Source organism: Thermococcus indicus, from assembly GCF_006274605.1.
GTDB lineage: Archaea > Methanobacteriota_B > Thermococci > Thermococcales > Thermococcaceae > Thermococcus > Thermococcus indicus.
This window is the reverse complement of sequence record NZ_CP040846.1, coordinates 508,542-531,876: the sequence shown is the minus strand read 5'-3', so window position 1 is coordinate 531,876 and position 23,335 is coordinate 508,542. Positions and strand designations below refer to the sequence as shown.

Below are 23,335 nucleotides of genomic sequence, written 5' to 3'. Positions count from 1 at the left end.
GTAACCATTCGTTTGAAAAATTCTTAAATCGATTCTTTACAAACTTAAAATTGTAATCCCATTTAAGGCGGTGATGCCCTTGAGATATATAAAACTATCCTCCAAAAACTTTGGGAGGTTCTTCAAGTCCCTTGAGGCTTGGGGTACCCTGTATGCCCCGGTCAAAAGAGGGTGCATCTATTCTTTCCAGGAAGTGCACGACCCCGGGGAGATGGCTCTCGACTACAACAGAACCATGCTCCCGCCGAAGAAGTTCTTCTTCAGGCCCAAAGAGGCCATTCTCAGGCTGAAAAACGGCCGCTGGGAAGAGGAGGTAGAAGCAGAGCCCATGGTCCTCTTTGGACTCCATCCCTGTGATATCCACGGTCTAAAGATACTCGACAAGGTGTACCTCGACGAGCCGGCCGATCCGTACTACAAGAGCAGGCGCGAGAAAACCCTGATAATAGGAATAAGCTGCATGCCCGACGAGTACTGCTTCTGCAAGAGCCTCGGTACGCACTTCGCCATGGACGGCTTCGACCTGTTCCTTCACGAGCTGCCGGACGGATGGCTTGTGAGGATTGGCAGCGTCCGCGGCCACGAGATAGCCTGGGAGAACGGTGAGCTGTTCGAGGAGGTGACCGACGAGGACCTCGCCAACTTCAAGGAGTTCGAGGAGAAGCGCTCCAAAGCCTTCCAGAAGGAGCTTCCACAGGAGGGCCTCGCCGACATGCTTGATCTGGCATACAACAGCCCCGTGTGGAAGAAGTACGCTGAGATATGCCTCGCCTGCGGCAACTGCAACATGGTCTGTCCGACGTGTCGCTGCTACGAGGTCTGCGACCGCTGGGTGGACGCGTACAAAGCCGTCCGCGAGAGGCGCTACGACTCCTGCTTCATGGAAAATCATGGACTCGTTGCGGGAGGCCACAACTTCAGGCCCACACGTTTGGACCGCTTCAGGCACCGCTACTACTGCAAGAGCTACTTTGACCCGTCGGCCGGCTACAACTGCGTCGGGTGTGGAAGATGCGACGAGTTCTGCCCGGCGAAGATAGAGCACGTTAAGGTTCTTGAGGAGGTAAGGGGGTCGCTCCAATGAACCCGTACCAGACGTACGACGCAAGGATTCTCGAAGTGAAGGACCTGACGTCGAGGGAGAAGCTCTTCACACTTCGCTTCCTCGACCCCGAGGTTGAGGCCAAGTTCGACTTCAGGCCCGGGCAGTTCGTCATCGTTGACATACGCGGCTTCGGCGAGTTCCCGATAAGCATCTGCTCCTCACCCACGAGGAGGGGCTACTTCCAGCTCTGCATCAGAAAGGTCGGCAGGATGACCAAGTTCGTTCACAAGATGAAGGAAGGAGACGTCGTGGGGATCCGCGGGCCCTACGGAAACGGATTCCCCATGGAGAAGATGGAGGGTTCGAACCTGATTCTTGTCGCCGGCGGTCTCGGAATGGCGCCCCTTCGCTCTGTTCTCTGGTACGCCATCGACACAGGCAAATACGAGAACGTCTGGCTGCTCTACGGAACCAAGGCCTACGAGGACATACTCTTCCGTGACGAGATAATACACCTCCTGAAGCACGGCGAGGCCATGAATTGCAGCGTCAAGCTCGCCTACGAGGTTGAAAGCCCCTCGTGCATCTATCTTGAGAGGGGTTTCTCGGACAGGGTGTGCAAGGGTGTCGTCACCGACCTGTTCAGGGGAGAGGAGTTCGACGTCGAGAACACCTACGCCCTCATCTGCGGCCCACCGGTCATGTACAAGTTCGTCATAAGGGAACTCCTCGACAGAAAGCTTTCTCCCGGAAGGATATACATGACCCTGGAGAGGCGCATGCGCTGCGGGATAGGCAAGTGCGGCCACTGCATCGTTGGAACGAGCACGTCCATCAAGTACGTCTGCAAGGACGGACCGGTCTTCACGTACTGGGACGCTCTCTCCACAAGGGGGTTGATATGATGGACAAGCTCAAGTTGGCAGTTTTTGAGCTTACAGACTGCGGCGGCTGTGCACTAAACATTCTCTTCCTCTACGAGAAGCTCTTCGACCTCCTCGAATTCTACGAGATAACCGAGTTCCACATGGCGACCAGCCTGAGCGAGGGGAACCACTACGACGTTGCACTCGTAACGGGAACCGTCTCGACCCAGCGCGACCTGAACCTGCTCAAGGAGGCGAGAAACCACTCGGAGTACCTCATCGCCCTCGGAACCTGTGCGACCCACGGGTCGGTTCAGGGGAGCGTTGAGCTGCCCATCAGGGAGAAGCTGAAGGCAGTCTATGGAGACGGTGGGAACCCGATGCGCGCCCTCGACTCCAAACCGGTCGTCGAATACGTGGCTGTTGATTTTGCTCTCCCCGGATGCCCGTACGACAAGGAGGAAGTCTACCAGGTGCTCATGGACATAGACAAGGGCATCGAACCCGTTAGAAAGGACTATCCCGTCTGCATTGAGTGCAAGCTCAACGAGTACGAGTGCGTGCTGGTGAAGAAAGGCCTTCCCTGCCTCGGCCCGATAACCTACGGGGGCTGCAAAGCTGTCTGCGTGCGCTCCGGCCTCGGGTGCATAGGGTGCAGAGGCCCGTTGCCGGGCGAGGTAAACCCGGCCGGGGAGTACGAGATACTCAAGGACCTCGGCTACGATGACGAGTACATCGTGAGGAAGTTCAAGACCTTTGCGAGGTGGGAGCCATGATAATTGAGATGCGGGAATTCACGCGCGTTGAGGGCAACGGCAAAGCCGAGATAGTCATCGAGGACGGCGAGGTAAAGGACGTCAGGCTCCAGATAGTCGAAGGGCCGAGATTCTTCGAACTGCTCACCCTGGGAAGACACTATTACGACGTTCCGGACCTTGAAGCGAGGATATGCGCCATCTGCTACCTCTCCCACAGCGTCGCCTCGGTCATTGGAATCGAGAGGGCCTTCGGCGTTGAGGTTCCGGGGGAGATAACGCTCCTCAGGGAGCTCGGACTCATCGGCGAACTTCTGGAAAGCCATGCACTGCACCTTTACCTCCTCGTTGCCCCGGACGTCTTCGGCTATCCCGACGCCATACGGATGGCCACAAAACACGGCGAACTCGTGAAGGAAGGCCTCGCCCTGAAGGCCTTCGGCAACAGGATAAGGGTGATGGTAGGCGGCAGGGAGATACACGGGATAAACGTCAAGCCAGGCGGATTCGGCAGGTATCCAACGGTGGAAGAGCTCGAGAGGGTGGAGAAGGAAAGCGAAGCCCTCCTCAGGCTGGCGAGGAGAGCGGTGAGGCTCTTCGCCCAACTGGATCCATACGGCGCCCAGGCAAGGCACTTCGTCGCCACCGACGGCTACCTCTGGGGCGAAAGACTGGTCTCTGATGAGGAAGGTGCCTTCCACTACACCGAGAGGATAGAGGAACGCTCCCTCGTCTACAGCTTTGCCAAGCAGAGCCGCTACAAGGGCGAGGCATTCTTTGTCGGGGCGCTGCCGAGACTGCTCCTCAAGTCGGAGATGCTCACCCCCACCGCTAAGAGACTCTTTGAGGAGCACAGGGAGAAACTTTCCTCAGGTTACGTTAGCTACAACAACTTAGCCCAGGCTATAGAGCTGGTCTATGCCCTCGAGAGGGCAAACGAGATAGCAAAGACCCTTCTCGACAGGGGCATCGAAGGGGAGAACGTCCCGGTTGAGCCCAGGGAGGGCGAGGGGATAGGCTACGTCGAGGCCCCGAGAGGGGTCCTTATACACCACTACAGGATAGACGGAAGCGGCAAGGTCGCTTACTCCAACATAATAACCCCAACGGCGCTGAACCACGCGATGATGGAGGCCAGCCTGCTGGAGGAGGCCAGAAAACTGTACGGCGAGGCCGACGAGAGGGCGATGATAGGAAGGCTTGAGGAGACCGTAAGGGCGTTCGACCCCTGTATCTCCTGCTCCGTGCACCTCGTTAAGTTTTGACCCCTTTCCTTTTATCGCTGTAAAATCTAAAGTCCAACCCCAGTGCGGAATTCTCAACAATCCCTCAAAACGTTTATATCCTTGGAGAACTAAACCTGTACAGATGGGTGCAATGGAATGGGAGAAAGCCCTCGAGATAGCAGACTCCGTTCTCCCTGGAGAGACGGTTCTGGTGAGATACACAACTTCTTATATCCCAGAGTTTCTGCTGAGATTTTTCGTTGATTACGCGGCAGAAAGAGACGTCCCACTGCTCATAGATGATAATTTTGATGCCCTCCACACGATACTCGTCCACGCCAAATTCATGAATCTCACGATAAACATTGACAGGGACAATGTTTACGTTCTTAAAACAGGTGGAAGGTTCGAGGTCGGAAACGTCATAGCAAAGGTCCCATTCCATCCAGATCCAAGGGTGTACCTTCAAAACTACGAAAAAACGAGTTTCATAACCTTTCAGAAGTTCCCATCTCCTGCGATAAATCTCGTTCTTGGTCTGGAGAATCTGCTCCTCCACGTGAGGAATCCCCTCGACACCTATAGGATAATACTCGGCATGCAGAAGTTCGTCGGAAACAAGAAGCGAAAGGCCTTCTACATAGTTAACGAGGGAGTCCTCGAGAACCTTCCGATAAAGGTCATGGGAGAGCTCGAGAGAATCTCCACTACAGTCATAAAACTCACCCCCTATCATACGGGAGCAAATCTCAAGGTTCTGAAGACAATAAATCCAGCTCTACTCGAGAGGGAGACCAAAATCGATACCGGGGGGTGGGACTGATGGAAGCCCTTAAAAAGCCTATCCTTATCACAAAGAAGGATCTTGACGCAATGCTCGAACAGATATGGCCTGGAGGAACTACCATCATAGAGAACAGTGCATCTTTAGGGGCAGAATTTACCCTTCACGCTTTCATGGAATACTCAAAACGCAGGAGAATGCCCATAGTAATCGAGGATATTTTCGATACCCTGCCCGTTTACCTGGCTCATCTGGAGTTCTTAGGAGTCAATCCGGAGGGCTTCAACATTAGGGTTCTTAAGGTTGGAGGAAGCCAAGAGGCCGGCAACGTTCTCGCCAAGATCAATTTTGAAAACGACCCCCATGTTTACCAGAAAAAAATCGATCAAGAATTGAAGAAGATAGTACCCGACGGTCCCTACATACATTTTGTCTTAGGTCTGGATAGACTCCTATTCCTTCAGGACGATGTTCACAACATGTACACCCATCTCGCCCTGATAAAACAAAAACTTGGGGACGAACGCAGGATAAACGTGTACCTGATTGAAAAGTCTATAGTTGAAAGAATTCCCTACAATCCCCTGCCGCTAATGGAAGACATAGCAACGTCGGTGATAGAACTAACGGATGAAGGAGAGGGGGTCATAAGGATTAGGCTGAGAAAATCTATATTCACCCTCCTAATGAACAAAGAATACCTGCTGATTTCCCCGCGGGAAGTCCTCCGGTGGTGGGAGTGAACTTTCTGAGGATATTCCGCAGGAAAAGGGAAGAGACCCCAGAAGTCGAGATAGTTTCCAGAAGGCCTGTGGGCAGATTTAAGGTCGAAAAGATTCTCAGAGTTCTTAAACGACAGGTTTTAATAGGGGAGGTTCTCGAGGGACTCATCTATCCTGGCTACAAGGTCAAAGGGAGAAAAGCGGGTCTCATCATGGAGATCGAGAGAAACCACCAAAAAGTTAATTTTGCCGTGGCCGGAGACAGAGTGGCCCTCATGCTCGAGAACGAAATTCCTTGCGAGAAAGGGGAAACCCTTGAGGTCTACCAGTCGTGAGGTGATGGTATGATAATCTGGGACGACCACTTCCACGTTGACCCCTACAAGGGGCTGTTTCTTGAGGCGGTCAAGCAATTCCATCGCGCTGGAGGGACGCATCTGGTCGTGGTCTATAAGACCGCCCACGACTACGGCTTCCCCGGGCTGAAGGCGGAGGACTTCATGAACGCGATGGACTTCCACATCGAGCTCGTCGAGAAGATAAACAGTGAGACGCCCGTCAAGGCCTATGCCGTCGTTGGCGTACACCCCGCGGAGTTCGTTTATCTGGCCGAGCAGAAAGGCCTCGAATACGCCAAAGGCGAGGTCATGAAGGCCCTCGAATACGCCCAAAAGCTCTGCCTTGAGGGGAAGGCCATAGCCATAGGCGAGATAGGCAGGCCGCACTATGAGGTTCCCGAGGAAATCTGGAGTGCCAGCATCGAGCTGATGAAGTACGGGATGAGCCTCGCCAAAGAGGCGGACTGCGCGGTTCAGCTCCACACCGAGAGCTTCGACGAAGCTAAATTCAGGGAGCTGGGCGAGTATGTTAGGGAGGTCGGGATAAAGCCCTACAAAGTTGTCAAGCACTTCTCGCCTCCCCTCGTCAAGGTCGCCGAGGAGGTCGGCGTCTTTCCGAGTGTGATAGCGAGCAGGAAGAACATCACCGAGGCCATCAAGCAGGGCAACCGCTTCATGATGGAGACGGACTACATAGACGACAAGAGCAGGCCTGGCGCAGTTCTCGGCCCGAAGACCGTGCCGAAGAGAACGAAGGCATTCCTCCAGAACGGATTATTCACAGAGGAGGACGTTTACAAGATTCACGTGGAAAATCCGAAGAAGGTCTACGGGGTGGAGATGGGGGAGTGAAAAGCGATTTATGCTCCTTTGCTCCAAGTCTTTGAGGGGGCACGTATGGTAAGGCTCTATTCTGTAGACAAGTTGGGGAAGCGGCGTATAGAGGTAAAGAAGGGGATGTTCAGGAAAGAGATAATAGCGAAGGATTATCATATCTTCGAAGAGATTCCAGAAAGCGCTACGCTAGAAGAAGAAAAAATATATAAGAAACACCTCTCAGAGCGGCTGAAAGATCCAGAAAATGATGGAGTGAGAATATATAATGCCACTGATAACACACACCTGACATAGAGCACGGAGTCGAACGGGAAGACCTCAAAAGTAAGCCGATAATGGCGAGGGATCTTCAAGACGCAATGAAATGGAATATATTCCTCCAATTACTGACACATATTCCCGCACTGTCGGGACCCAATAACATTTCCAGCATACATCTTGGAAAGAACAATGCAAAGGTGTTGGAGAAGTTCGTCGAAGAGATCGTGTTTGCAAAGCACAGGGAATACGCAACGGATAAATTGAGAGAAAATGACATTGGCGGGATCTTGATAGGTTTCGATGAATTAAAGAGGAACCCGGAGCTCCGCAGGAAGCTGGCAAAAGAGTTCGTAAGGGCGCACTACGATCTCTTGACGCTGGAAGCAAAGAAGAGGATGGAAGAGGCCGTTGATAAAGCACTCGCGGCAGCCGAAAAAATAGCTGAGATGAAGACGCCATATTTCGACGAATTTGGGAAGAGAAAATTCAAGCCAGTATTCGAGTCACCTGAAGATATATACAAGATACCCGAGCTCGTCGAGTTCTTGAGACTCGTTGAAGAGGTTATCCCGAAGAATCTGCTAAAAGAGCCATTATCAAAACCGCCATCAGAACTTGGGAAGATGGTAGAGCCCGTGGAATGGGACAAGGTAGTGGATGGGGACTTTTTTGAAAACGGAGGAAGCCTCGGGAAAGAGGCCACGAGGCTCCTCGGCATCGTCCAGGGGCTCAAGCTCCTCAACGCCGGCTATGAGGAGCTGAAGCGGGTCGAGGAAGATCTCTGGAAGCGGATAGAGGAAGCGGAAGACCTTCAGCTTGCCGGCCTCTACGCCAGGGTCATTGCTTACCTCCGGAGGAAAGACCTCGAAGGGGCCGAGAGGTTCCTCTCGGGGATTACGGAGGGTTGAGCCCCTAAGATAAAAACGCATGAAAATTACTCATTCAAAAGAACTTGAGGCATAGAAGTTTGAGAAGGCCAACAGATCAGAAACCTCAATCAAGATGTAACTTCTCCCGCGCTTTTCAGTATTTTCTCCACGATTTCATCCGAGATCCTGAACCCGCGCTTCCTGAGTTCCTCAACGTAGGGTCTAACTTCTCCAATCAACCCCCTTTCCTTGGCGAGAATGAGAAGCCCGAGAGTTCCCGTTACCCTCAGCCCAAAACCCCTCGCAACCTTTCTCGCGTCCTTGTCGTCAAGAACGACCAAATCAATCTCATTTTCGAGGGCAAACGCTATCGTCTCGGCCTCTCCGTGGTCAATCATCTCAAGCAGGAACTTAACGAGCCTCTGGTTCTTGGCCGAGACCTTCTTCAAAAAGCCTGCTCCTGCGATGTCAAGGGCCTCTTCGTGTGCAACTCCCTCAATGACGGTTTCATGATAGACAGCATCGGTGATGTAGACCTCATCGAAAAGCTCATCCAAAATGCTGAGAAGTCCAAGCTTGGCAAGGAATATAAGCGGAGACGAGTTCACAACTGCCCTCATGAGAGCTCCCCCAGGACTTCAAGGTCGCTCTCAAGCTCCTCTTCATCGTAGGGTATACCGCTCCCTTCCCTCACGAGAAGTTCAATGAACTCCCACTTGTTCAGCCCTGCGAGCCTCCTGGCCTGTCCAAAGGAGAGTATTCCCCTCTCGTAGAGCCTTATAGCTAATTCGACCTTGACCCTCTCCTCCACTTCGTCTTCTGGCAGCTTTAACATCTCAGGAAGCTCGACAACTATCTTCTTTCCCATCTTCCCACCAGTTTAAGTTGACGCTTCAGTCTATTTAACCCCTTCGCCCAGTATTATATCCTCCAGGAGGAGGGAAATGGATCCTCATAGCATGGCGGGTGTTCTCATTATTATCTCCTTGGCAGTCCTCATGGGATTGATAATGCTCGCAGACTCCGCGAGACCCAGGGATGAAGAGAACATTGAACAAGTACAAAAAGCCTCAAGCAATGCAATTACCGGCATGATTTTAGCGTTCTTCCTTACACAACCGTTAGAGATAATCTCCGCCATGTTGGGTGCAGGACTGTTTGGATGGCTAATGGCACTGGCCTCCCTTTTTGGCGGGAATTGATTTCCTTGATCAAATGTGAGAAAATACCGAAACCTGGCTCAAAAACTCCTCCAAGAAGCCATCGCCAAAGGCGTTGAAATCGGCATGAAAAAAGCAAGGGAAAGCTAATCATCTCCAACTTCTTCCAGAATCCTCTTATATAACCCCTCGCTCAGCCAGAAGCCCGTTTCCTTCAGCCTTTCAAGCTCCCCCTTAATGTTTTGAATTCTCCCCTGGAACTTTGCCCTCAGCAGGACGCCAATCGTTCCCGTAACCTTCAACCCCAGTGCCCTCGCAACTTCCCTGCCGTCGTAGTCGTCGATTAAGAGTAGCTCAGCTTTGCTTTCAATCGCCAGAACTATTGCCTCGCTCTCTCCCTCGTCCAGCTCCAGCATGAGCGACTTCTTTAGTGTCTCGTCATTTATTTCCACAACTTTTATCCAGTCGGCATTTTCAATGAGCTCCGCATCCCTCGAACCTTTCCCCTCAAGGACGCACTCCCTGTAAACGGCCTTAGGAATAAGAACCTCGCCGAAAAACTCCCTCAAAAGCTCAAGCCTTCCGATTTTGGCGAGGTGGATTAATGGAGTGGAATTGCTAACCACGGGCAAAGTCCAGATCCTCCTCAAGCTCTCTCTCCGTGTAGTGCCTCGGGATTTTTCGCCTCGCAAGCTCCCCTAAGAATTCTCTCTTCGTGAGGCCCGCTAACTTAGCCGCCTTTCCAAGGGAAAGGGCGCCCCTTGAGTAGAGGATCAGCGCTAGCTCAAGCTTCAGCTCCCTCTCGACTTCGCCCTTCGGGAGCTTGATGGATACAAGAACGTCATCCGGTATGACTATTTCCATCCTCTCACCTGTCAATGTTAAAGTTCACGATGTATTTAACGCCTTTGCCCCCTCTAACCCTCCGCCCGCTTCACCACCCTCATAATCCCGGGCCCTCCGATTTCTCCCTCCACCTCAAAGATTCTGCCGAGGAACTGCTCCACGACCCAGACGTTGGTGATCAGGTGACTGGTGATCTCGGCAACGCCTATTTCTCCGCCTGCGAAAGCTAGAAACGGTATCAGCTGGTCGCCGAGGAACCTGTCAACCGCTTTTCCGCCCGTCAGCTGGTCGAGGAGCTCATCGGCGGCTTCCCTGCCAACAACTTCGGCAGGCTTTCCGCGCTTTCCGAGGGCGTCCCCTCCGAGCCTCAGCGAACCTGTCTCGGCCCACACGACGATGCCGCTTCCCGGCCCAAGGGAGCGGGAGACTTCGGTCTCTATCTCAACGGGGACGCTGTAAAGCTCCCCAAGCCTCTCCCCTGCAGCCCGCGCCTGTCTCTCGGCGACGTGAGCCGGCAGGTTGGTGGCGTGGCTTATTCCTGCGAAGCGCTCCACCTTGCCCCATTCGAGGGCCTTCAGGGGTTTCCTCTCTTCCCAGGGCTCAACCCTTCCAGTGACTAGGCCACCGCCCTTCGGGTAGTGACCGCGCCTCTTGAGGTCCATCTCAGCCTCAATCCCCATCTTCCCGAGGGCGTAGAGCGTTACGTTCTTCAGATAATCGACCGGCGGGCTCCAGGGGACGTCGGTTCCGCCGGTTATCTCAAAGCTTCCACCGATGAATGCCATTGCCGGCAGCAGCGCCTGAAGGACAAGGGTCACACTGCCGGCGGTCTTTATCGGAACGCGAATGCGCTTTGGCTCGGCCTTTCCGGGTATGAACTCAAGGACCGTCGAGCCGACCTGAGCACCCTTAACCCTCGCGCCGCTCAGCTCCTTCAGGGACAGAATTCCGTGGAGGTGCTGTGGCCTCAAACCTGGATTTGGCCTGTTGGCGCGAATCTTGACGACTTTAACGGGCTTCTCGGTGATGACGGAGAGGGCTATGGCCGTCCTCAGTATCTGGCCCCCACCCTCGCCGTAGGAACCGTCTATCACTATCACCCCTCTCACCGTTATGGGTTTCGGTGGAACCGCTAAAAACCTTGCCGAAAGGCTTTTACTCTACGGAACGAATTTCAAGCGGTGTGAGTATGGACGAACTTGAGTTCTGCATCAAAAGCCTGAGCTATCCCCTGGGAATGCTCCTGGAGGGGTCCGAAAGAAGACACGGAGAATTCGTCAGGGTAACCCGAAACTGCATCACCCTCCCGGAGGTTCCCTTCGCCGCCCTCTGTTACCTCACTGGGATAGCCCTCTACGACTCCCTCGACCTCGTGGACAAAAAGCGTCTTCAAAACGATTACAGGGCCATGGAGCTGTTCCGGAGGAAGATGCTGGGCTCGAAGCTCGGGGACGTTCTCAGGCCCTATATGGAAAGCCCAGGACGCCACATATCCCCCGGGGAGAGGCTGGCGATAGACTGGCTGGAGTTTGAGGCGAGGAGAGAGAAAGTTGAACCGTACCTCGAAAGGATAGTGGAGCTTGAAAAAACCACCGGAAGCAGAGAGGGTCTTCTGAAAGAAACGGGGTTTCTCGGCGAGCTCAGCCCGGATCAGGGGCTTCTGCTTGTGTACATCGCGGATGACGAAAGGCTCAGGGGACTGATAAACGCGGCCCTCGGAAAGAACAACCCCTGGTTCAGGGAAGCGGTGATTCGATACTTCAAGGCTCTCCAAGGTTAAGACGCACCGCGAGGGCCAGGGCCTCCCTCTCACCCAGACCCCTCTTCTCCACGAGCACCCGGACGAGGCGAGCGAGGGCCTTCGCGTTCCTCAGGCCGAGCTTCTCCGGGGGGTAGTCAAGGAAGTACCCCGCGCCAACCTCGAAGCCGAGTATCGCCGACAGCTCGGCGGCGAACTCATCCGGCGAGAGCGGGGGGAGCCTGAGCACAACGGGAAAATCAAGGGACCCGTATTTCCCGGTGTCCTTCGTCTCAATCACGACCGGGTAATCCCTAGCCTCCGCCAGAATCTCGGCGACCCTATCGACGGGGGGTTCCCGCAGAAGAACCGCGCCCTCCGGCAGGAGTTCATCCAGCTCGATCCCCCGCAGGTTTTCCACGAGCGTATCCAGGCCGAGGGAGAGGACGTCCTCCGGCAGTATTGCCGGCGGTTCAAATTCCGGACCGGTTTCCGCTTTCTCGGAGGTTATCCTGCGGTAGAGATCCTCGCTCACCAGGGTGAACTGGTAGACCCTATCGACACCCTCAAGGTACAGCACACCGTTCGAGAGCAGGCGGAGACCGAGCCTCGAGAGGGATGCGCCCAGAGATGACTCACTCCGCGTTGTTATCACCGCCTTCCCCCCGGTTTCTTCGGCCCCCCTGCTCACGAGGCGGTAGTCGCTGGGGAACAGACCCTTCGCGCTGAAGAACTCCTCAAGCGTTTCCTTTGCCTTCTCCTCGCTGACAGCGTAGACCTTGATGAACTCGACGCTCCCGGACCGATCCACACCTATCAGCACGACCGCGTCGCGCCTTTCCTTCGGAATCAGTATATCATCCATATCCATCGCCGGTTCGTTTCTGCTTATTCAATGGGCAAAAATCGAGAGTGCAGGAAGCTCGGCAACCATTCAGAGGCGCTTTAGAGACGCTCGTTAGAGACTCATTGCCCCGAGGAGTTCCCCGGTGTCGAGGTTGATTATCTGTACCTCCCTCTTCCTGGTGTCGAGCAGGGCGACGCTCTTCACCCCGGTGACGTAGCCGCAGACCTCGCCGGGGTTGACGAGTATGGTCCTGCCCTCCTCGCGTATCTCGTAGCGGTGGGTGTGGCCGACTATGACAACGTCGTAGAGCCTGCTCCTGGCAAGCGCGCGGACGATGCGCTCGTCGGTGCCGTGTGTCACGGCCATCTTCATGCCATCGGCCTCGATTTCCAGTATCTCATCGTAGATGCCCAGCGCCTCATAGAGGCCTTTCCTTTCGCCGTCGTTGTTGCCGAAAACGCCCTTGAGCGGTGCCCTGAGCTTCTTGAGTTCCCTGGCAACGAACGGGGCAACGTAATCGCCCGCATGAATGACCAGCTCAACGTTCCTCTCGTTGAACAGCTCGACAGCCTTCGCGATTGCCGGAAGGTTGTCATGGGTATCGCTCATTATCCCTATCAGCATGCTCTCACCTGCGCTGAAATAGGGCGGCGGGACTTATAGGCTTATCCATATCTCGGCAAACTTTAAGAGCATCCTGGGGTAGGGGTATATTCGAGAGGGTGATGTCATGTTCACGGGGAGGGCAGTGATACCCGTTAAAATCCTCCGCCCCTTCGGGGACTGGAGCGCCGGAGACGTCGTGCTCGTTGAGGATTGGAAGGCAAAGGAGCTCTGGGAAGCGAAGGTGGTCGAGGTTATAGATGAGACCGATAAAGTGATCGGAGAGATAGACAGGGCCATAGCCGAGGAGAGGGAGAGCGAGCCCCTCACGTCCCTCCCGGCCGGGCTGTATGAGAGGGCGGAGTTCTACATGTACTACCTCGAGAACTACGTGAGGCTGAACGCGGGCGAGAGCATAGAGACCATAAACATCAAGCTGACCAAACTGGCCAACCTGAAGAAGAAGCTTGAACACCTCAAGCAGATACGATTCAGAAAGATACTCGAGGCGGTGCGGCTGAGGCCCAACAGCCTGGAACTCCTCTCCCGCCTGTCGCCGGAGGAGAGGAGGATATACCTGCAGCTGTCGAAGATACGGAACGAATGGCTCGGTGAGGAGTGATGGACAGGGAGGACATGATAGAGAGGTACGCGCGCTTTCTGAGGGAGTACGTCGACGACGAGGGCAAGGAGGTCTACCTCAACAAACTGAAGGACCTGCTCACGGTGACCCCCAGACGGTCGCTCGCGATAGACTGGACGCACCTCAACTCATTCGACCCGGAACTGGCGGCGGAGCTGATAGAAAACCCTGAGGAAAGTATTCTAGCAGCGGAGGATGCCATTCAGATAGTCCTGAGGGAACCCCCCATCGAGAAGAAGGAGGAGTTTACCGCCCATGCGAGGTTCTACAACCTCCCCAAGACGCTCCTCGTCAAGGAGCTCGGAAGCGAGCACATAAACAGGCTCATTCAGGTTGACGGAATCATCACGCGTGTGAGCGAGGTCAAACCATTCGTTGAAAAAGCGGTATTTGTCTGTAAGGACTGCGGCAACGAGATGGTCAGGCTTCAGAGGCCCTACGACAACATCGTCAAGCCTGCCAAGTGCGACGCCTGCGGCTCAAGGAACGTCGACCTTGACGTCGAGAAGAGCCGCTTCATAAACTTCCAGAGCTTCCGCCTTCAGGACAGGCCGGAGAGCCTCAAGGGCGGCCAGATGCCCAGGTTCGTTGACGCGATACTCCTCGACGACCTCGTCGATACCGCCCTGCCGGGCGACCGCGTCCTCGTCACGGGGATCCTGCGCGTTATCCTGGAGCAGAAGGACAAGAGGCCCATATTCAAGAAGGTTCTCGAGGTGAACCACATAGAACAGCTCAGCAAGGAGATAGAGGAGCTCGAGATCTCCCCGGAGGACGAACAGAAGATACGCGAGCTGGCCAGGAGAAAGGACATCGTCGATGCCATCGTTGACTCCATAGCCCCCGCCATATGGGGCCACAAGACAGTTAAGAAGGGCATAGCGCTCGCTCTCTTCGGCGGTGTGCAGAGAACGCTCCCCGATGGGACGAAGCTCAGGGGAGAGAGCCACGTTCTGCTCGTTGGAGACCCCGGTGTTGCAAAGTGCGTTGATTACCACACGAAGGTCCTCCTCGCCGATGGAAGCCTGAAAGAGATAGGTGAGTTGGTTGAGGGGGCCATAGAGAGGGCCAAATCCGAAGGGGAGCTCGGAGAAGTTGATGATGGTTTCTACACCCCGATTGACCTTGAACTCTACGCCCTCGATGCCAGAAACCTAAAGGTCAGAAAAGTCAAGGCCAACATCGCCTGGAAGAGAACCGCTCCAGAGAGGATGTTCAGGATAAAAACCGCGAGCGGAAGGGAGATTAAGGTTACTCCGACTCACCCGTTCTTTACCTTTGAGGGCGGCCAGTTCAAGACAAGGAAGGCCGAGGAACTGAGGGCTGGGGATTTCATTGCAACGCCAAGGCGCAACAATGAGCCGAGGATAGTGCCTGAAACTGAGGACGAAAGCCTACGGAAGCTCCTTGCCGAATCAGACATCTTCTGGGACAAGATAGTCGAGATCGAGGAGTACAAACCCGAACATCCATGGGTCTACGACCTCCAGGTTCCGGAACATCACAACTTCATAGCCAACAACATTTTCGTTCACAACAGCCAAATCCTTCGCTACGTTGCCAATCTGGCGCCGAGGGCAATCTACACGAGCGGAAAGAGCAGTTCTGCTGCCGGACTCTGCGTTGCCCCAGACTCACTTGTGGTTTTCGAGGGTGGAGTCCACGAAATCGGTACGTTTACTGAGAATTGGGTAAAAGACATTGGTTCAATTCAGTACTCTCAAGGTGTCGAATATTCCCCCTATCTCGGTGAAAGCCTATCCGCGGAGGATGGAAAAATAAAGAACGCACCACTGAGCAGGGTTTGGAGGCTCAAAGCCCCCAAAGAGCTTGTAAAGGTTAGAACAATAACGGGCAAGGAGCTAACGTTGACTCCTGAAACGAAGCTCTTGACGATTCAGAATGGGGAACCGATATGGAAAGAGGCCAAGAGCTTTAGCGAAGGGGACTACGTTGCAACCCTCAGAAAACTAACCGTTGAGGAAAGGACAGTTCCAGTTCTGGAACTTCTCAAGGATCTCGATGACCTCATTGTATATGGAATCAAAGATCAAGTCGAGGGGCTCATCGAAGAGGCACTCAAAGAGCTTCACATTAGCAAGAGAGAACTCGCAAAGAGGCTTGGTGTTAGCGAGGGCATGCTATACTACAACTGGGTCAATCCAAAAGCGAGGGGCAACATAAGGATGAAGCATCTCCGCATGCTCCTTGAACTGGCTGGTTGGGAATGGGACAAGATAAACGCTGAAGCTGTCTCCCTCCAAGCGGGAACGAAGTTGAAACTTCCGAAATACCTCGATGAACAACTGGCCTACTTTGCTGGGCTGGTTGCAGGTGACGGTAGCGTCTCCAAAGCTGGCTGGGGCGTAGCTATAAGGTTCACCAACAAGAACCCGGAGATGAGGCGCAGGTTTGCGGGGCTTGCAAAGGAACTCTTTGGAGTGGAAGTTACCGAGCAGGTAAAAGATGGGGTTCCATCACTTCGCTTCCATTCTAAGGTTGTTGCCCACCTGTTGGAGAAACTAGGCGTTCCTCTATCTCCAAAGTCTGACAAGCTCGACCTTGCAAACGAACTCTTCACCTCCCCCAAGAGCGTGCTTGCTTCATACATAAGGGGACTGTTTGACTGCGATGGTACTGTTGTTATACGTGAGAAAGGCTCTTCCTACGTTGAGTTTGACACGACCAGCGAAAAGCTCGCCAGAAAGCTCCAGCTCGCCCTTCTTAGATTCGGAATAGTTTCGCACCTGAGAAGGCGGAAGAGGGCGGGTCATACTTCGAAGTTTGGAGACAAGATGATAACGTCGAGGCACGACCGGTGGGAGCTCAAAATCTACGGCGAGAACGTGCTCAAGTTCGCAACGGAGATTGGCTTTGGACACCCAGAGAAGGCGAGAAAGCTCGACGCCCTTGTGGAGAGGATGAAGGGTCAGAAGTACGATACCAACGTTGACGTGATACCGGGCGTTGGAAAGCTGATAAAGGAAGTCAGAACTTTCTACGGCCTGAGTGTTGAGCAGGTCTATGGATCAAACTTTGGGGCACTCGTGGAGAAGGGGAAGCCAATATCAAGGAAGGCTCTTGTCAGGGTCGTGGAGAACCTTTCAAAGGCCAAGCTACAAGAGTCGCCAGTTGAGATTCCTGAAGACATAAGGGTAGAGATAGGGAAGGCGTTGAAGCCCGGGGAACTGGAAATGAGGTATGAAGAATTCTACGAGCTGTTCCTCAGAAAAAGACCGCGCAAGCTCAAGTTTGGGCTTCTCGTTGAGGTGGCAAGAGTTCTTGAAAGCAGGGACAAGTCCCTGTACTCCAAACTTGCTTGGCTTCTTAGCGAACACTATGCCAGAGAAGATGACGTTAAGGCAAAGCTTGAGACACTGAGAGCCATTGCCACCTCTGACTTCCTGTGGGAGAGAGTTAAGAAAGTTGAGAGAATGGATTCGCCCTACGACTACGTCTACGACCTAACGGTGGAAGGCTCCCACAGCTTTATCGCCAACGGCTTCGTCGTCCACAACACCGCCGCAGCCGTGCGCGACGAGTTCACCGGCTCGTGGGTTCTGGAAGCTGGAGTTCTGGTTCTGGCCGATGGCGGGTTCGCACTAATCGATGAGTTCGACAAGATGAGCGACCGCGACAGGAGCGCCATACACGAAGCGCTTGAGCAGCAGAGCTATCACCACGACTTTGAGCTTCTCTTAGCCGACGGCAGGAAGGTCAAGATCGGCGAGCTGGTAGATTCCCTAATCGAAGCCAACCGCGATAAAGTAATCCTCGGCAAGGACACCGAGATCCTGCCCGTTGATGACCTCCATCTACTTGCCTATGACCTCGAAAAAAAGGAGATAGTGAAAGTCAAAGCGGACAGGGTGAGCAGACACAAAGCGCCAGAGAAGTTCATAAGGATAAGGTTCTCCAACGGGCGGGAGATACTCGTCACGCCGGAGCATCCAATAATGGTGTGGGAGAAAGGTAGGATACGGGAAAAACCAGCCGAGGAGGTTAAGAAGAGCGATATAGCCCTCGGGGTTGCAAGATACCCGATTGAACTTCCGCCCGTGGAGGAGAGTGAGTTCAAGGAGCCAAATGAGGCAGAGGCTAGGGCCGACTATCTGTACTCCCTCGGGAAGGTAGCGAGGGTTAAGAAGGTTGGCGGGAAGTACGTGGTGACCGAGGATGAGAGGGCTTTTCCCAGGGAGGTTGTCGCCCACCTGAAGAAAGCCGCAAAAATCCTTGGGGTGAGGCAGAGACCCGAGGAGAGGCAGAGGCTCGCGATGCCCCTCGTGAAGGAGAGTGCTCTAAAACCCTTCCTTGAGAGGATTCTTGAGAGGGTGGAGACAATAAAACAAGTTCTCACTGAGGATCCTGCCAGAGCCGTCGAACTGCTGCCATCTTCGAGGGCCCCCGATACCGTTGGAGTAACGGCGAGTTCCCTCGCAAGAAGGGCCAGGCGTGGCGATGAGTGGGCTGTTAAGAAAATACATAGTCTCGTTGAGGAGATACTCTGGGAGGTGGATAAGGAGCTTGGGACTTTCCTCCACCACTGGAACGGCAACGTGAACTTCCTGAGGGTCACCAAGATCGAGAAAATACAGAACGACCGCTGGGAATGGGTTTACGATGTCACCGTTGAGCCGTACCACATCTTCGTCTCCCACGGACTGGTTCTCCACAACACGATAAGCATCTCCAAGGCCGGCATCACAGCGACCCTGAACTCCAGAACGACGGTCATCGCCGCCGCTAACCCCAAGTACGGCAGGTTCAACCGCCACAAGAGCCTCCCCGAGCAGCTCGACCTTCCGCCCACACTGCTGAGTCGTTTCGATCTCATCTTCCTGCTCCTGGACGAGCCGGACGAGAAGGTCGACGCAAGCATAGCGGAGCACATCCTCAAGGTCCGCAGGGGAGAGGCCGAGGTCGTGACGCCGAAGATACCCTACGACCTGCTCAAGAAGTACATAGCCTACGCGAGGAAGAACGTCCACCCCGTTCTCAGCAGGGAGGCGATGGACGAGATAAAGCGCTACTACGTCAGGATGAGGAAGGGCTTCAAGCGCTCCGGCGAGGAGGAGGGCGTTCAGCCGATTCCGGTTACCGCGAGGCAGCTCGAGGCGCTCATACGTCTGAGCGAGGCTCACGCAAGAATGAGGCTGAGCGAGACGGTAACGCGGGAAGATGCCAGGGCAGCGATTCAGATAATCGAGGAGATGATAAGGAAGATAGCCACCGACGAGGAGGGAACGCTCGATATCTCCATACTGGAGGTCGGCAAGAGCTCCAGGAAGATAAACAAGATAGACAGGCTCATCGACATAATAAAGAACCTTGAGGGCGAGGGAGAGTTCGGGGCGCCGGAGGATAATATCCTCGAGGCGGCGAAGCAGGCAGGAATCGGTACTGAAAGAGAAATAAGAAAACTCCTTGAAGGCCTCAAGCGCGAAGGACGTGTGTACGAGCCGAGGGCGGGCTTCTACAGAATGGCATCCTGAGGCCTCCCCTTACCTTTCATCTTCCACGCCAAAAGGTTATAAACGCCTTCGGATAGTTAAGATGGAGGTGAGAGCATGAGCGAAAAGAAGGTTGACTTTTACGATTTCGAAGGTTTACTCGATAAGGCTTACGAGGAGCTCCCCGAGAACGTCAAGCATCACACTTCCCGTTTCGAGGTGCCCGCGGCGGCCGTCACAATAGCCGGAAACAGGACTATAATCGAGAACTTCGTCGACATAGCCGAGGCCATGAACCGCGACCCGAACCACCTGCTCAAGTTCATCCTGCGCGAGGTCGCAACGGCAGGAACGCTCGAAGGCAGGCGCGTAATCCTCCAGGGACGCTTCACACCGTACCTCATAGCGAACAAGATGAAGAAGTACCTCAGGGACTACGTCATCTGTCCGGTCTGCGGCAGTCCGGACACCAAGATCATCAAGAAGGGCCGCTTCCACTTCCTCAAGTGTGAGGCGTGCGGTGCCGAGACTCCGATACAGCACCTCTGAACCCTTTTTCATCCATTTCTCTGCACGACTGTGCACATTTTTTCTTTGGAAGGCCTAACGGTTTTGAAAACCCTTTTAAACTTTACAAACTACAAGTGCCGGGCACCCAAGCCATCAGGGGGAGTTCTCATGAGCATGGAGGAAAAGGTCAACGAGCTGTATGAGAGGAAGAGGAAGGTTCTTGAGATGGGCGGAGAGGCTGCCGTTGAAAAGCAGCATGCCAAGGGCAAGCTGACCGCCCGCGAGAGGATTGAGAAGCTCCTGGACCCAGGAAGCTTCGTCGAGATAGGTGCTTTCGTCAGGCACCGTGGAACGGAGTTCGGCATGGACAAGAAGGAACTGCCCGCGGACGGCGTCATCACCGGCTACGGAACCATCGACGGAAGACTCGTTTTCGTGTTCGCCCAGGATTTCACGGTCATGGGCGGCTCGCTCGGTGAGATGCACGCGGCGAAGATAAAGCGCGTCATGGAGCTGGCACTCGAGGCTGGAGCGCCGGTGATAGGCCTCAACGACTCCGGTGGAGCGAGAATCCAGGAGGGCGTTGATTCGCTCAAGGGTTACGGCGATATCTTCAAGATGAACACGATTCTCAGCGGTGTTGTTCCGCAGATAACCGCGATAATGGGGCCCTGCGCCGGTGGAGCCGTTTACAGCCCGGCGATAGGAGACTTCATTCTGATGGTGGACAACCCGGCGAGCTTCATGTTCATCACCGGGCCTCAGGTCGTTAAAGCCGTTACCGGCGTCGAGGTCACTCCGACCCAGCTCGGCGGTGCCATGGTTCACGCGCAGAGAGCGGGCCAGGCCCACCTGGTCGGCAAGAGCGACGAGGAGGTTCTGGCACTCATAAGGAGGCTCATAAGTTACCTGCCCTCCAACAACATGGAGAAGCCGCCGCGCGTCAAGACTAACGACCTGCCCTTCAGGAAGACCGAGAACCTCTACTCCATCGTTCCGGACGACCCGAACAAGGGCTACGACGTGAGACAGGTCATCTACGAGATAGTCGACAGGGACGAGAACGGCAACCCGGACTTCCTCGAGATACTCCCGTACTTCGCCCCGAACGCCGTTGTCGGCTTCGGAAGGATGAACGGCCAGACCGTCGGTATAGTCGCCAACAACCCGATACACTTCGCCGGCGTTCTCGACATAGACAGCTCCGACAAGATTGCCAGGTTTGTGAGAACCTGCGACGCCTTCAACATCCCGATAGTTACCCTCGTTGATGTTCCGGGCTACCTGCCTGGAACCCAGCAGGAGTACGGCGGAATCATCAGACACGGGGCGAAGATACTCTACGCCTACGCCGAGGCGACCGTCCCGCTCGTCACCATCGTCCTCAGGAAAGCCTACGGCGGTGCCTACCTCGCCATGGGAAGCAAGCACCTTGGAGCCGACTTCGTCTTCGCCTGGCCGACCGCGGAGATAGCCGTCATGGGGCCGGAGGGAGCCGCCAACATCATCTTCAGGAAGGAGATAGCGGCGGCCGAAAACCCGGAGGAAGTGAGGCAGCAGAAGATAGCCGAGTACAGGGAGAAGTTCGCCAACCCGTACGTAGCCGCCGCGAGGGGCTACATCGACGACGTCATAGACCCGGCTGAAACCAGGGCCAAGATAATCCTCGCACTCGAGGCCCTTGAGAGCAAGCGCGTCAAGCTGCCGCCGAAGAAGCACGGCAACATACCGCTGTGAGGTGTTAGCATGGTAGTAATGAGCGAGTTCGCGGAGGGCCTGAACCTGACGGTGCTGGGTGTCACCATAGTCTTCATGGTGCTCAGCATACTGGCGGTCGTCCTCTACGCGGTCGGCTGGAGCGAGAGGAGGCTCGTTGAGAAAGAGACATCCGCAAGGGCACCCGCTGCCCCCGCGCCGACCGCCGCGGCCGAGGAGGAGAAGCCCGCCATACCGCCGAGGGACCTCGCGGTTGTAACCGCCGCGGTTCTCGCGTACACCGCCGAGAAGGCCGCCCAGCTCAGGCCCCTGCCATTCAGGAGGAAGGTTTCAGATGCATGGCGCCTGTACGGCGTTCAGTCGAGCATGGAGGAAGTTGAGGACTTCAACTACGAAATCGGGAAGTGGTGAAGATGGCGAAGGTTAAGGTCATCGTCGATGGTGTTGAGTACGAGGTTGAGGTTGAGGAACTCGGAGGCGGCCGCTTCAAGGTCGCCTTTGAGGACAAGGAGTACACCGTTGAAGCGAAGGGGCTTGGAATCGACGTGGGTGTCCTGAGCGCTGCTCCCGCTGCGAGCGCCCCGAGTGTCCCGAGCGCCCCAGCCCCAGTGACTGCCACCGCTCCGGCTCCGGTTGCCCCGGCGGCCCCGACTCCCGCTCCCGCCGGCGAGGGTGCCGTGACGGCTCCAATGCCGGGTAAGATTTTGAGAATACTTGTAAAAGAGGGCGAAGAGGTTAAGACCGGACAGGGACTCCTCGTCCTGGAAGCAATGAAGATGGAGAACGAGATTCCCGCCCCAAAGGACGGAGTGGTTAAGAAGATACTCGTCAAGGAAGGCGACACAGTGGACACCGGACAGGCACTCATAGAACTCGGGTGAGGGGTCATGACGGGGATCGTAGAGCAGATAATAGCGTTCTTCCAGGGAATGGGCCTGCTGAACCTGACGTGGGGCAACATCGTCATGATAATGGTCGGGCTGGCGCTCGTCTACCTGGCCATACGCTACGAGATGGAGCCGTTGCTCCTCCTTCCCATAGGCATAAGCGCCGTGCTGGTGAACATTCCTCTCGGCCACCTGGCCAACTGGCCGATAGCCCCGAACCTGCCGGAGGAGATAGCCGAGAACATCTTCGCGACGCTGAGCTACCTCAACCAGCAGTACGGGCCCCCGGGCATCTTCGACATAATATACTACACCCTCATCAGGACGGAGATAGTGCCCCTGCTAATATTCTTTGGCCTCGGAGCCATGACCGACTTCGGGCCGATGATAGCGGATCCAAAGACGGCCCTCATGGGTGCGGCGGCGCAGATAGGTGTGTTCATAGCGATGCTGACGGCTTTGGCCCTCGGCTTCAACCTGCACCAGGCAGCGAGCATAGGCATCATCGGTGGCGCCGACGGGCCGACGACAATCTACCTCACCACGAAGCTCGCGCCCGAGATACTTGGAGCGACGGCGGTGGCTGCCTACTCCTACATGAGCCTCGTCCCGCTCATTCAGCCGCCCATCATCAGGGCGCTCACCACGAAGGAGGAAAGGAAGATCAGGATGGAGCAGCTCAGGCCCGTGTCCAAGAGGGAGAAGATAATCTTCCCGATAGTCAGCATGATCGTCATCGGCCTCCTCGTCCCGAGCGCCGCCCCGCTCGTTGGAATGCTCATGATAGGCAACCTGTTCAGGGAGAGCGGAGTGGTGGAGAGGCTCAGCAGGGCAGCCCAGGAGGAGCTCATGAACATCGTCACCATCTTCCTCGGCCTCGGCGTCGGTTCAACGATGCGCGCCGACAGCTTCCTCACCCAGGAGACCCTGATGATCCTCGGCCTCGGTATCGTTGCCTTCGCCAGCGCCACCGCCGGCGGTGTGCTCTTCGGAAAGCTCATGATGAAGCTCTCCGGAGGAAGGATAAACCCGATGATAGGTGCGGCCGGAGTTTCAGCGGTACCGATGAGCGCGCGTTGTTCAGAGGATGGCCAGCGAGGAGGACCCGGGCAACTTCATCCTCATGCACGCCATGGGGCCGAACGTTGCCGGCGTTATCGGAACCGCCGTTGCTGCGGGTGTTTTCATCTCGGTTCTTCTGGGATGAGGCCCCACCTTTTTGTCAATTTTTG

The 23,335-nt window shown here is 55.1% G+C and carries 25 protein-coding genes and 1 pseudogene; 19 read left to right on the top strand and 7 right to left on the bottom strand.

Annotated features, from left to right (window positions below; translation table 11 throughout):
* Positions 1–79: 79 nt before the first annotated feature.
* The 10 genes from shyB (at position 80) to FH039_RS02745 (ending at position 7,742) form a co-directional block, all read left to right on the top strand.
* Positions 80–1,084: an NAD(P)-dependent hydrogenase/sulfhydrogenase 2 subunit beta gene (shyB, locus tag FH039_RS02790; RefSeq protein WP_139681592.1), complete on the top strand. Its 1,005-nt coding sequence runs from the start codon at positions 80–82 to the stop codon at positions 1,082–1,084.
* Positions 1,081–1,950, top strand: a complete 870-nt coding sequence (gene shyC, locus FH039_RS02785) for an NAD(P)-dependent hydrogenase/sulfhydrogenase 2 subunit gamma (protein WP_139680132.1) — start codon at positions 1,081–1,083, stop codon at positions 1,948–1,950. Before shyB ends, shyC begins: the two co-directional genes overlap by 4 nt.
* A complete protein-coding gene (gene shyD, locus FH039_RS02780; protein WP_139680131.1) occupies positions 1,947–2,687 on the top strand; it encodes an NAD(P)-dependent hydrogenase/sulfhydrogenase 2 subunit delta in 741 nt (246 codons plus the stop codon). Before shyC ends, shyD begins: the two co-directional genes overlap by 4 nt.
* Positions 2,684–3,931: an NAD(P)-dependent hydrogenase/sulfhydrogenase 2 subunit alpha gene (gene shyA / locus FH039_RS02775; protein WP_139680130.1), complete on the top strand. Its 1,248-nt coding sequence runs from the start codon at positions 2,684–2,686 to the stop codon at positions 3,929–3,931. Before shyD ends, shyA begins: the two co-directional genes overlap by 4 nt.
* Positions 3,932–4,034: 103 nt before the next feature.
* The gene (locus FH039_RS02770) at positions 4,035–4,715 is read left to right on the top strand and encodes a DUF257 family protein (RefSeq protein WP_139680129.1); all 681 of its coding nucleotides are present in this window, start codon (positions 4,035–4,037) and stop codon (positions 4,713–4,715) included.
* On the top strand, positions 4,715–5,419 hold the full coding sequence (locus FH039_RS02765) for a DUF257 family protein (protein WP_139680128.1): 705 nt from the start codon (positions 4,715–4,717) through the stop codon (positions 5,417–5,419). The genes FH039_RS02770 and FH039_RS02765 overlap by 1 nt, the downstream gene beginning before the upstream one ends.
* Positions 5,410–5,733, top strand: a complete 324-nt coding sequence (gene pbp11 / locus FH039_RS02760) for a tRNA-binding protein Pbp11 (protein ID WP_338064605.1) — start codon at positions 5,410–5,412, stop codon at positions 5,731–5,733. The genes FH039_RS02765 and pbp11 overlap by 10 nt, the downstream gene beginning before the upstream one ends.
* Before the next feature lie 9 nt (positions 5,734–5,742).
* Complete coding sequence (locus tag FH039_RS02755) at positions 5,743–6,588, top strand: TatD family hydrolase (RefSeq protein ID WP_139680127.1); 846 nt, start codon at positions 5,743–5,745, stop codon at positions 6,586–6,588.
* A gap of 45 nt (positions 6,589–6,633) precedes the next feature.
* The gene (locus tag FH039_RS02750) at positions 6,634–6,867 is read left to right on the top strand and encodes a hypothetical protein (RefSeq protein WP_139680126.1); all 234 of its coding nucleotides are present in this window, start codon (positions 6,634–6,636) and stop codon (positions 6,865–6,867) included.
* Between the two features lie 41 nt (positions 6,868–6,908).
* Positions 6,909–7,742 (top strand): hypothetical protein, encoded by an 834-nt coding sequence (locus FH039_RS02745; RefSeq protein ID WP_139680125.1) that lies wholly within the window; start codon positions 6,909–6,911, stop codon positions 7,740–7,742.
* 89 nt (positions 7,743–7,831) lie between these two features.
* Here FH039_RS02745 and FH039_RS02740 read toward each other — a convergent pair whose 3' ends face one another.
* A complete protein-coding gene (locus tag FH039_RS02740) occupies positions 7,832–8,323 on the bottom strand; it encodes a DUF3368 domain-containing protein (protein WP_139680124.1) in 492 nt (163 codons plus the stop codon).
* Positions 8,320–8,571: a UPF0175 family protein gene (locus FH039_RS02735; protein WP_139680123.1), complete on the bottom strand. Its 252-nt coding sequence runs from the start codon at positions 8,569–8,571 to the stop codon at positions 8,320–8,322. Before FH039_RS02735 ends, FH039_RS02740 begins: the two co-directional genes overlap by 4 nt.
* Positions 8,572–8,647: 76 nt before the next feature.
* Here FH039_RS02735 and FH039_RS12125 point away from each other — a divergent pair, with 76 nt between their 5' ends.
* Entirely contained in the window at positions 8,648–8,905 is a 258-nt protein-coding gene (locus FH039_RS12125; RefSeq protein ID WP_168188365.1) for a hypothetical protein, read from the top strand.
* A gap of 104 nt (positions 8,906–9,009) precedes the next feature.
* On the opposite strand, the gene FH039_RS02725 is transcribed toward FH039_RS12125, so the two are convergent.
* From FH039_RS02725 to rtcA, 3 genes are read right to left on the bottom strand one after another with little or no spacing between them, the layout of a single operon-like run.
* Entirely contained in the window at positions 9,010–9,489 is a 480-nt protein-coding gene (locus tag FH039_RS02725; protein ID WP_240703259.1) for a DUF3368 domain-containing protein, read from the bottom strand.
* Complete coding sequence (locus FH039_RS02720; RefSeq protein WP_139680122.1) at positions 9,482–9,727, bottom strand: UPF0175 family protein; 246 nt, start codon at positions 9,725–9,727, stop codon at positions 9,482–9,484. The genes FH039_RS02725 and FH039_RS02720 overlap by 8 nt, the downstream gene beginning before the upstream one ends.
* A gap of 53 nt (positions 9,728–9,780) precedes the next feature.
* Entirely contained in the window at positions 9,781–10,809 is a 1,029-nt protein-coding gene (gene rtcA, locus FH039_RS02715) for an RNA 3'-terminal phosphate cyclase (protein ID WP_139681589.1), read from the bottom strand.
* Positions 10,810–10,898: 89 nt separating this feature from the next.
* Between rtcA and FH039_RS02710 the strand changes: the two genes are divergently transcribed.
* A complete protein-coding gene (locus FH039_RS02710) occupies positions 10,899–11,489 on the top strand; it encodes a hypothetical protein (RefSeq protein WP_139680121.1) in 591 nt (196 codons plus the stop codon).
* Here the strand turns inward: FH039_RS02710 and FH039_RS02705 are convergent.
* Complete coding sequence (locus FH039_RS02705) at positions 11,470–12,318, bottom strand: hypothetical protein (RefSeq protein WP_338064604.1); 849 nt, start codon at positions 12,316–12,318, stop codon at positions 11,470–11,472. The two genes, FH039_RS02710 and FH039_RS02705, sit on opposite strands and share 20 nt — an antisense overlap.
* Positions 12,319–12,405: 87 nt before the next feature.
* On the bottom strand, positions 12,406–12,918 hold the full coding sequence (locus FH039_RS02700; RefSeq protein ID WP_139680120.1) for a metallophosphoesterase: 513 nt from the start codon (positions 12,916–12,918) through the stop codon (positions 12,406–12,408).
* A 106-nt stretch (positions 12,919–13,024) separates the two neighbouring features.
* On the opposite strand from FH039_RS02700, the gene FH039_RS02695 reads away from it, so the two are divergent.
* The 7 genes and pseudogenes from FH039_RS02695 (at position 13,025) to FH039_RS02665 (ending at position 23,310) form a co-directional block, all read left to right on the top strand.
* A complete protein-coding gene (locus FH039_RS02695; RefSeq protein ID WP_014012591.1) occupies positions 13,025–13,519 on the top strand; it encodes a hypothetical protein in 495 nt (164 codons plus the stop codon).
* A complete protein-coding gene (locus tag FH039_RS02690) occupies positions 13,519–19,032 on the top strand; it encodes an LAGLIDADG family homing endonuclease (RefSeq protein ID WP_139680119.1) in 5,514 nt (1,837 codons plus the stop codon). Before FH039_RS02695 ends, FH039_RS02690 begins: the two co-directional genes overlap by 1 nt.
* A 75-nt stretch (positions 19,033–19,107) precedes the next feature.
* On the top strand, positions 19,108–19,539 hold the full coding sequence (locus tag FH039_RS02685) for a translation initiation factor IF-2 subunit beta (protein WP_139680118.1): 432 nt from the start codon (positions 19,108–19,110) through the stop codon (positions 19,537–19,539).
* Between the two features lie 129 nt (positions 19,540–19,668).
* Positions 19,669–21,237 (top strand): carboxyl transferase domain-containing protein, encoded by a 1,569-nt coding sequence (locus FH039_RS02680; RefSeq protein WP_139680117.1) that lies wholly within the window; start codon positions 19,669–19,671, stop codon positions 21,235–21,237.
* Positions 21,238–21,255: 18 nt separating this feature from the next.
* Entirely contained in the window at positions 21,256–21,627 is a 372-nt protein-coding gene (locus tag FH039_RS02675) for an OadG family protein (RefSeq protein WP_139681587.1), read from the top strand.
* Positions 21,628–21,629: 2 nt separating this feature from the next.
* Positions 21,630–22,097: a biotin/lipoyl-containing protein gene (locus tag FH039_RS02670; protein WP_139680116.1), complete on the top strand. Its 468-nt coding sequence runs from the start codon at positions 21,630–21,632 to the stop codon at positions 22,095–22,097.
* Positions 22,098–22,103: 6 nt separating this feature from the next.
* Positions 22,104–23,310, top strand: a pseudogene (locus tag FH039_RS02665) (sodium ion-translocating decarboxylase subunit beta).
* Positions 23,311–23,335: the final 25 nt, after the last annotated feature.

Coding starts and splice junctions, on each gene's coding strand:
- shyC (WP_139680132.1), top strand. CDS start 1,081: ATGAACCCGTACCAGACGTACGACGCAAGGATTCTCGAAGTGAAGGAC.
- shyD (WP_139680131.1), top strand. CDS start 1,947: ATGATGGACAAGCTCAAGTTGGCAGTTTTTGAGCTTACAGACTGCGGC.
- shyA (WP_139680130.1), top strand. CDS start 2,684: ATGATAATTGAGATGCGGGAATTCACGCGCGTTGAGGGCAACGGCAAA.
- FH039_RS02770 (WP_139680129.1), top strand. CDS start 4,035: ATGGGTGCAATGGAATGGGAGAAAGCCCTCGAGATAGCAGACTCCGTT.
- FH039_RS02765 (WP_139680128.1), top strand. CDS start 4,715: ATGGAAGCCCTTAAAAAGCCTATCCTTATCACAAAGAAGGATCTTGAC.
- FH039_RS02755 (WP_139680127.1), top strand. CDS start 5,743: ATGATAATCTGGGACGACCACTTCCACGTTGACCCCTACAAGGGGCTG.
- FH039_RS02750 (WP_139680126.1), top strand. CDS start 6,634: ATGGTAAGGCTCTATTCTGTAGACAAGTTGGGGAAGCGGCGTATAGAG.
- FH039_RS02745 (WP_139680125.1), top strand. CDS start 6,909: ATGGCGAGGGATCTTCAAGACGCAATGAAATGGAATATATTCCTCCAA.
- FH039_RS02740 (WP_139680124.1), bottom strand. CDS start 8,323: ATGAGGGCAGTTGTGAACTCGTCTCCGCTTATATTCCTTGCCAAGCTT.
- FH039_RS02735 (WP_139680123.1), bottom strand. CDS start 8,571: ATGGGAAAGAAGATAGTTGTCGAGCTTCCTGAGATGTTAAAGCTGCCA.
- FH039_RS12125 (WP_168188365.1), top strand. CDS start 8,648: ATGGATCCTCATAGCATGGCGGGTGTTCTCATTATTATCTCCTTGGCA.
- FH039_RS02720 (WP_139680122.1), bottom strand. CDS start 9,727: ATGGAAATAGTCATACCGGATGACGTTCTTGTATCCATCAAGCTCCCG.
- FH039_RS02710 (WP_139680121.1), top strand. CDS start 10,899: ATGGACGAACTTGAGTTCTGCATCAAAAGCCTGAGCTATCCCCTGGGA.
- FH039_RS02705 (WP_338064604.1), bottom strand. CDS start 12,318: ATGGATATGGATGATATACTGATTCCGAAGGAAAGGCGCGACGCGGTC.
- FH039_RS02700 (WP_139680120.1), bottom strand. CDS start 12,918: ATGCTGATAGGGATAATGAGCGATACCCATGACAACCTTCCGGCAATC.
- FH039_RS02695 (WP_014012591.1), top strand. CDS start 13,025: ATGTTCACGGGGAGGGCAGTGATACCCGTTAAAATCCTCCGCCCCTTC.
- FH039_RS02690 (WP_139680119.1), top strand. CDS start 13,519: ATGGACAGGGAGGACATGATAGAGAGGTACGCGCGCTTTCTGAGGGAG.
- FH039_RS02685 (WP_139680118.1), top strand. CDS start 19,108: ATGAGCGAAAAGAAGGTTGACTTTTACGATTTCGAAGGTTTACTCGAT.
- FH039_RS02680 (WP_139680117.1), top strand. CDS start 19,669: ATGAGCATGGAGGAAAAGGTCAACGAGCTGTATGAGAGGAAGAGGAAG.
- FH039_RS02675 (WP_139681587.1), top strand. CDS start 21,256: ATGAGCGAGTTCGCGGAGGGCCTGAACCTGACGGTGCTGGGTGTCACC.
- FH039_RS02670 (WP_139680116.1), top strand. CDS start 21,630: ATGGCGAAGGTTAAGGTCATCGTCGATGGTGTTGAGTACGAGGTTGAG.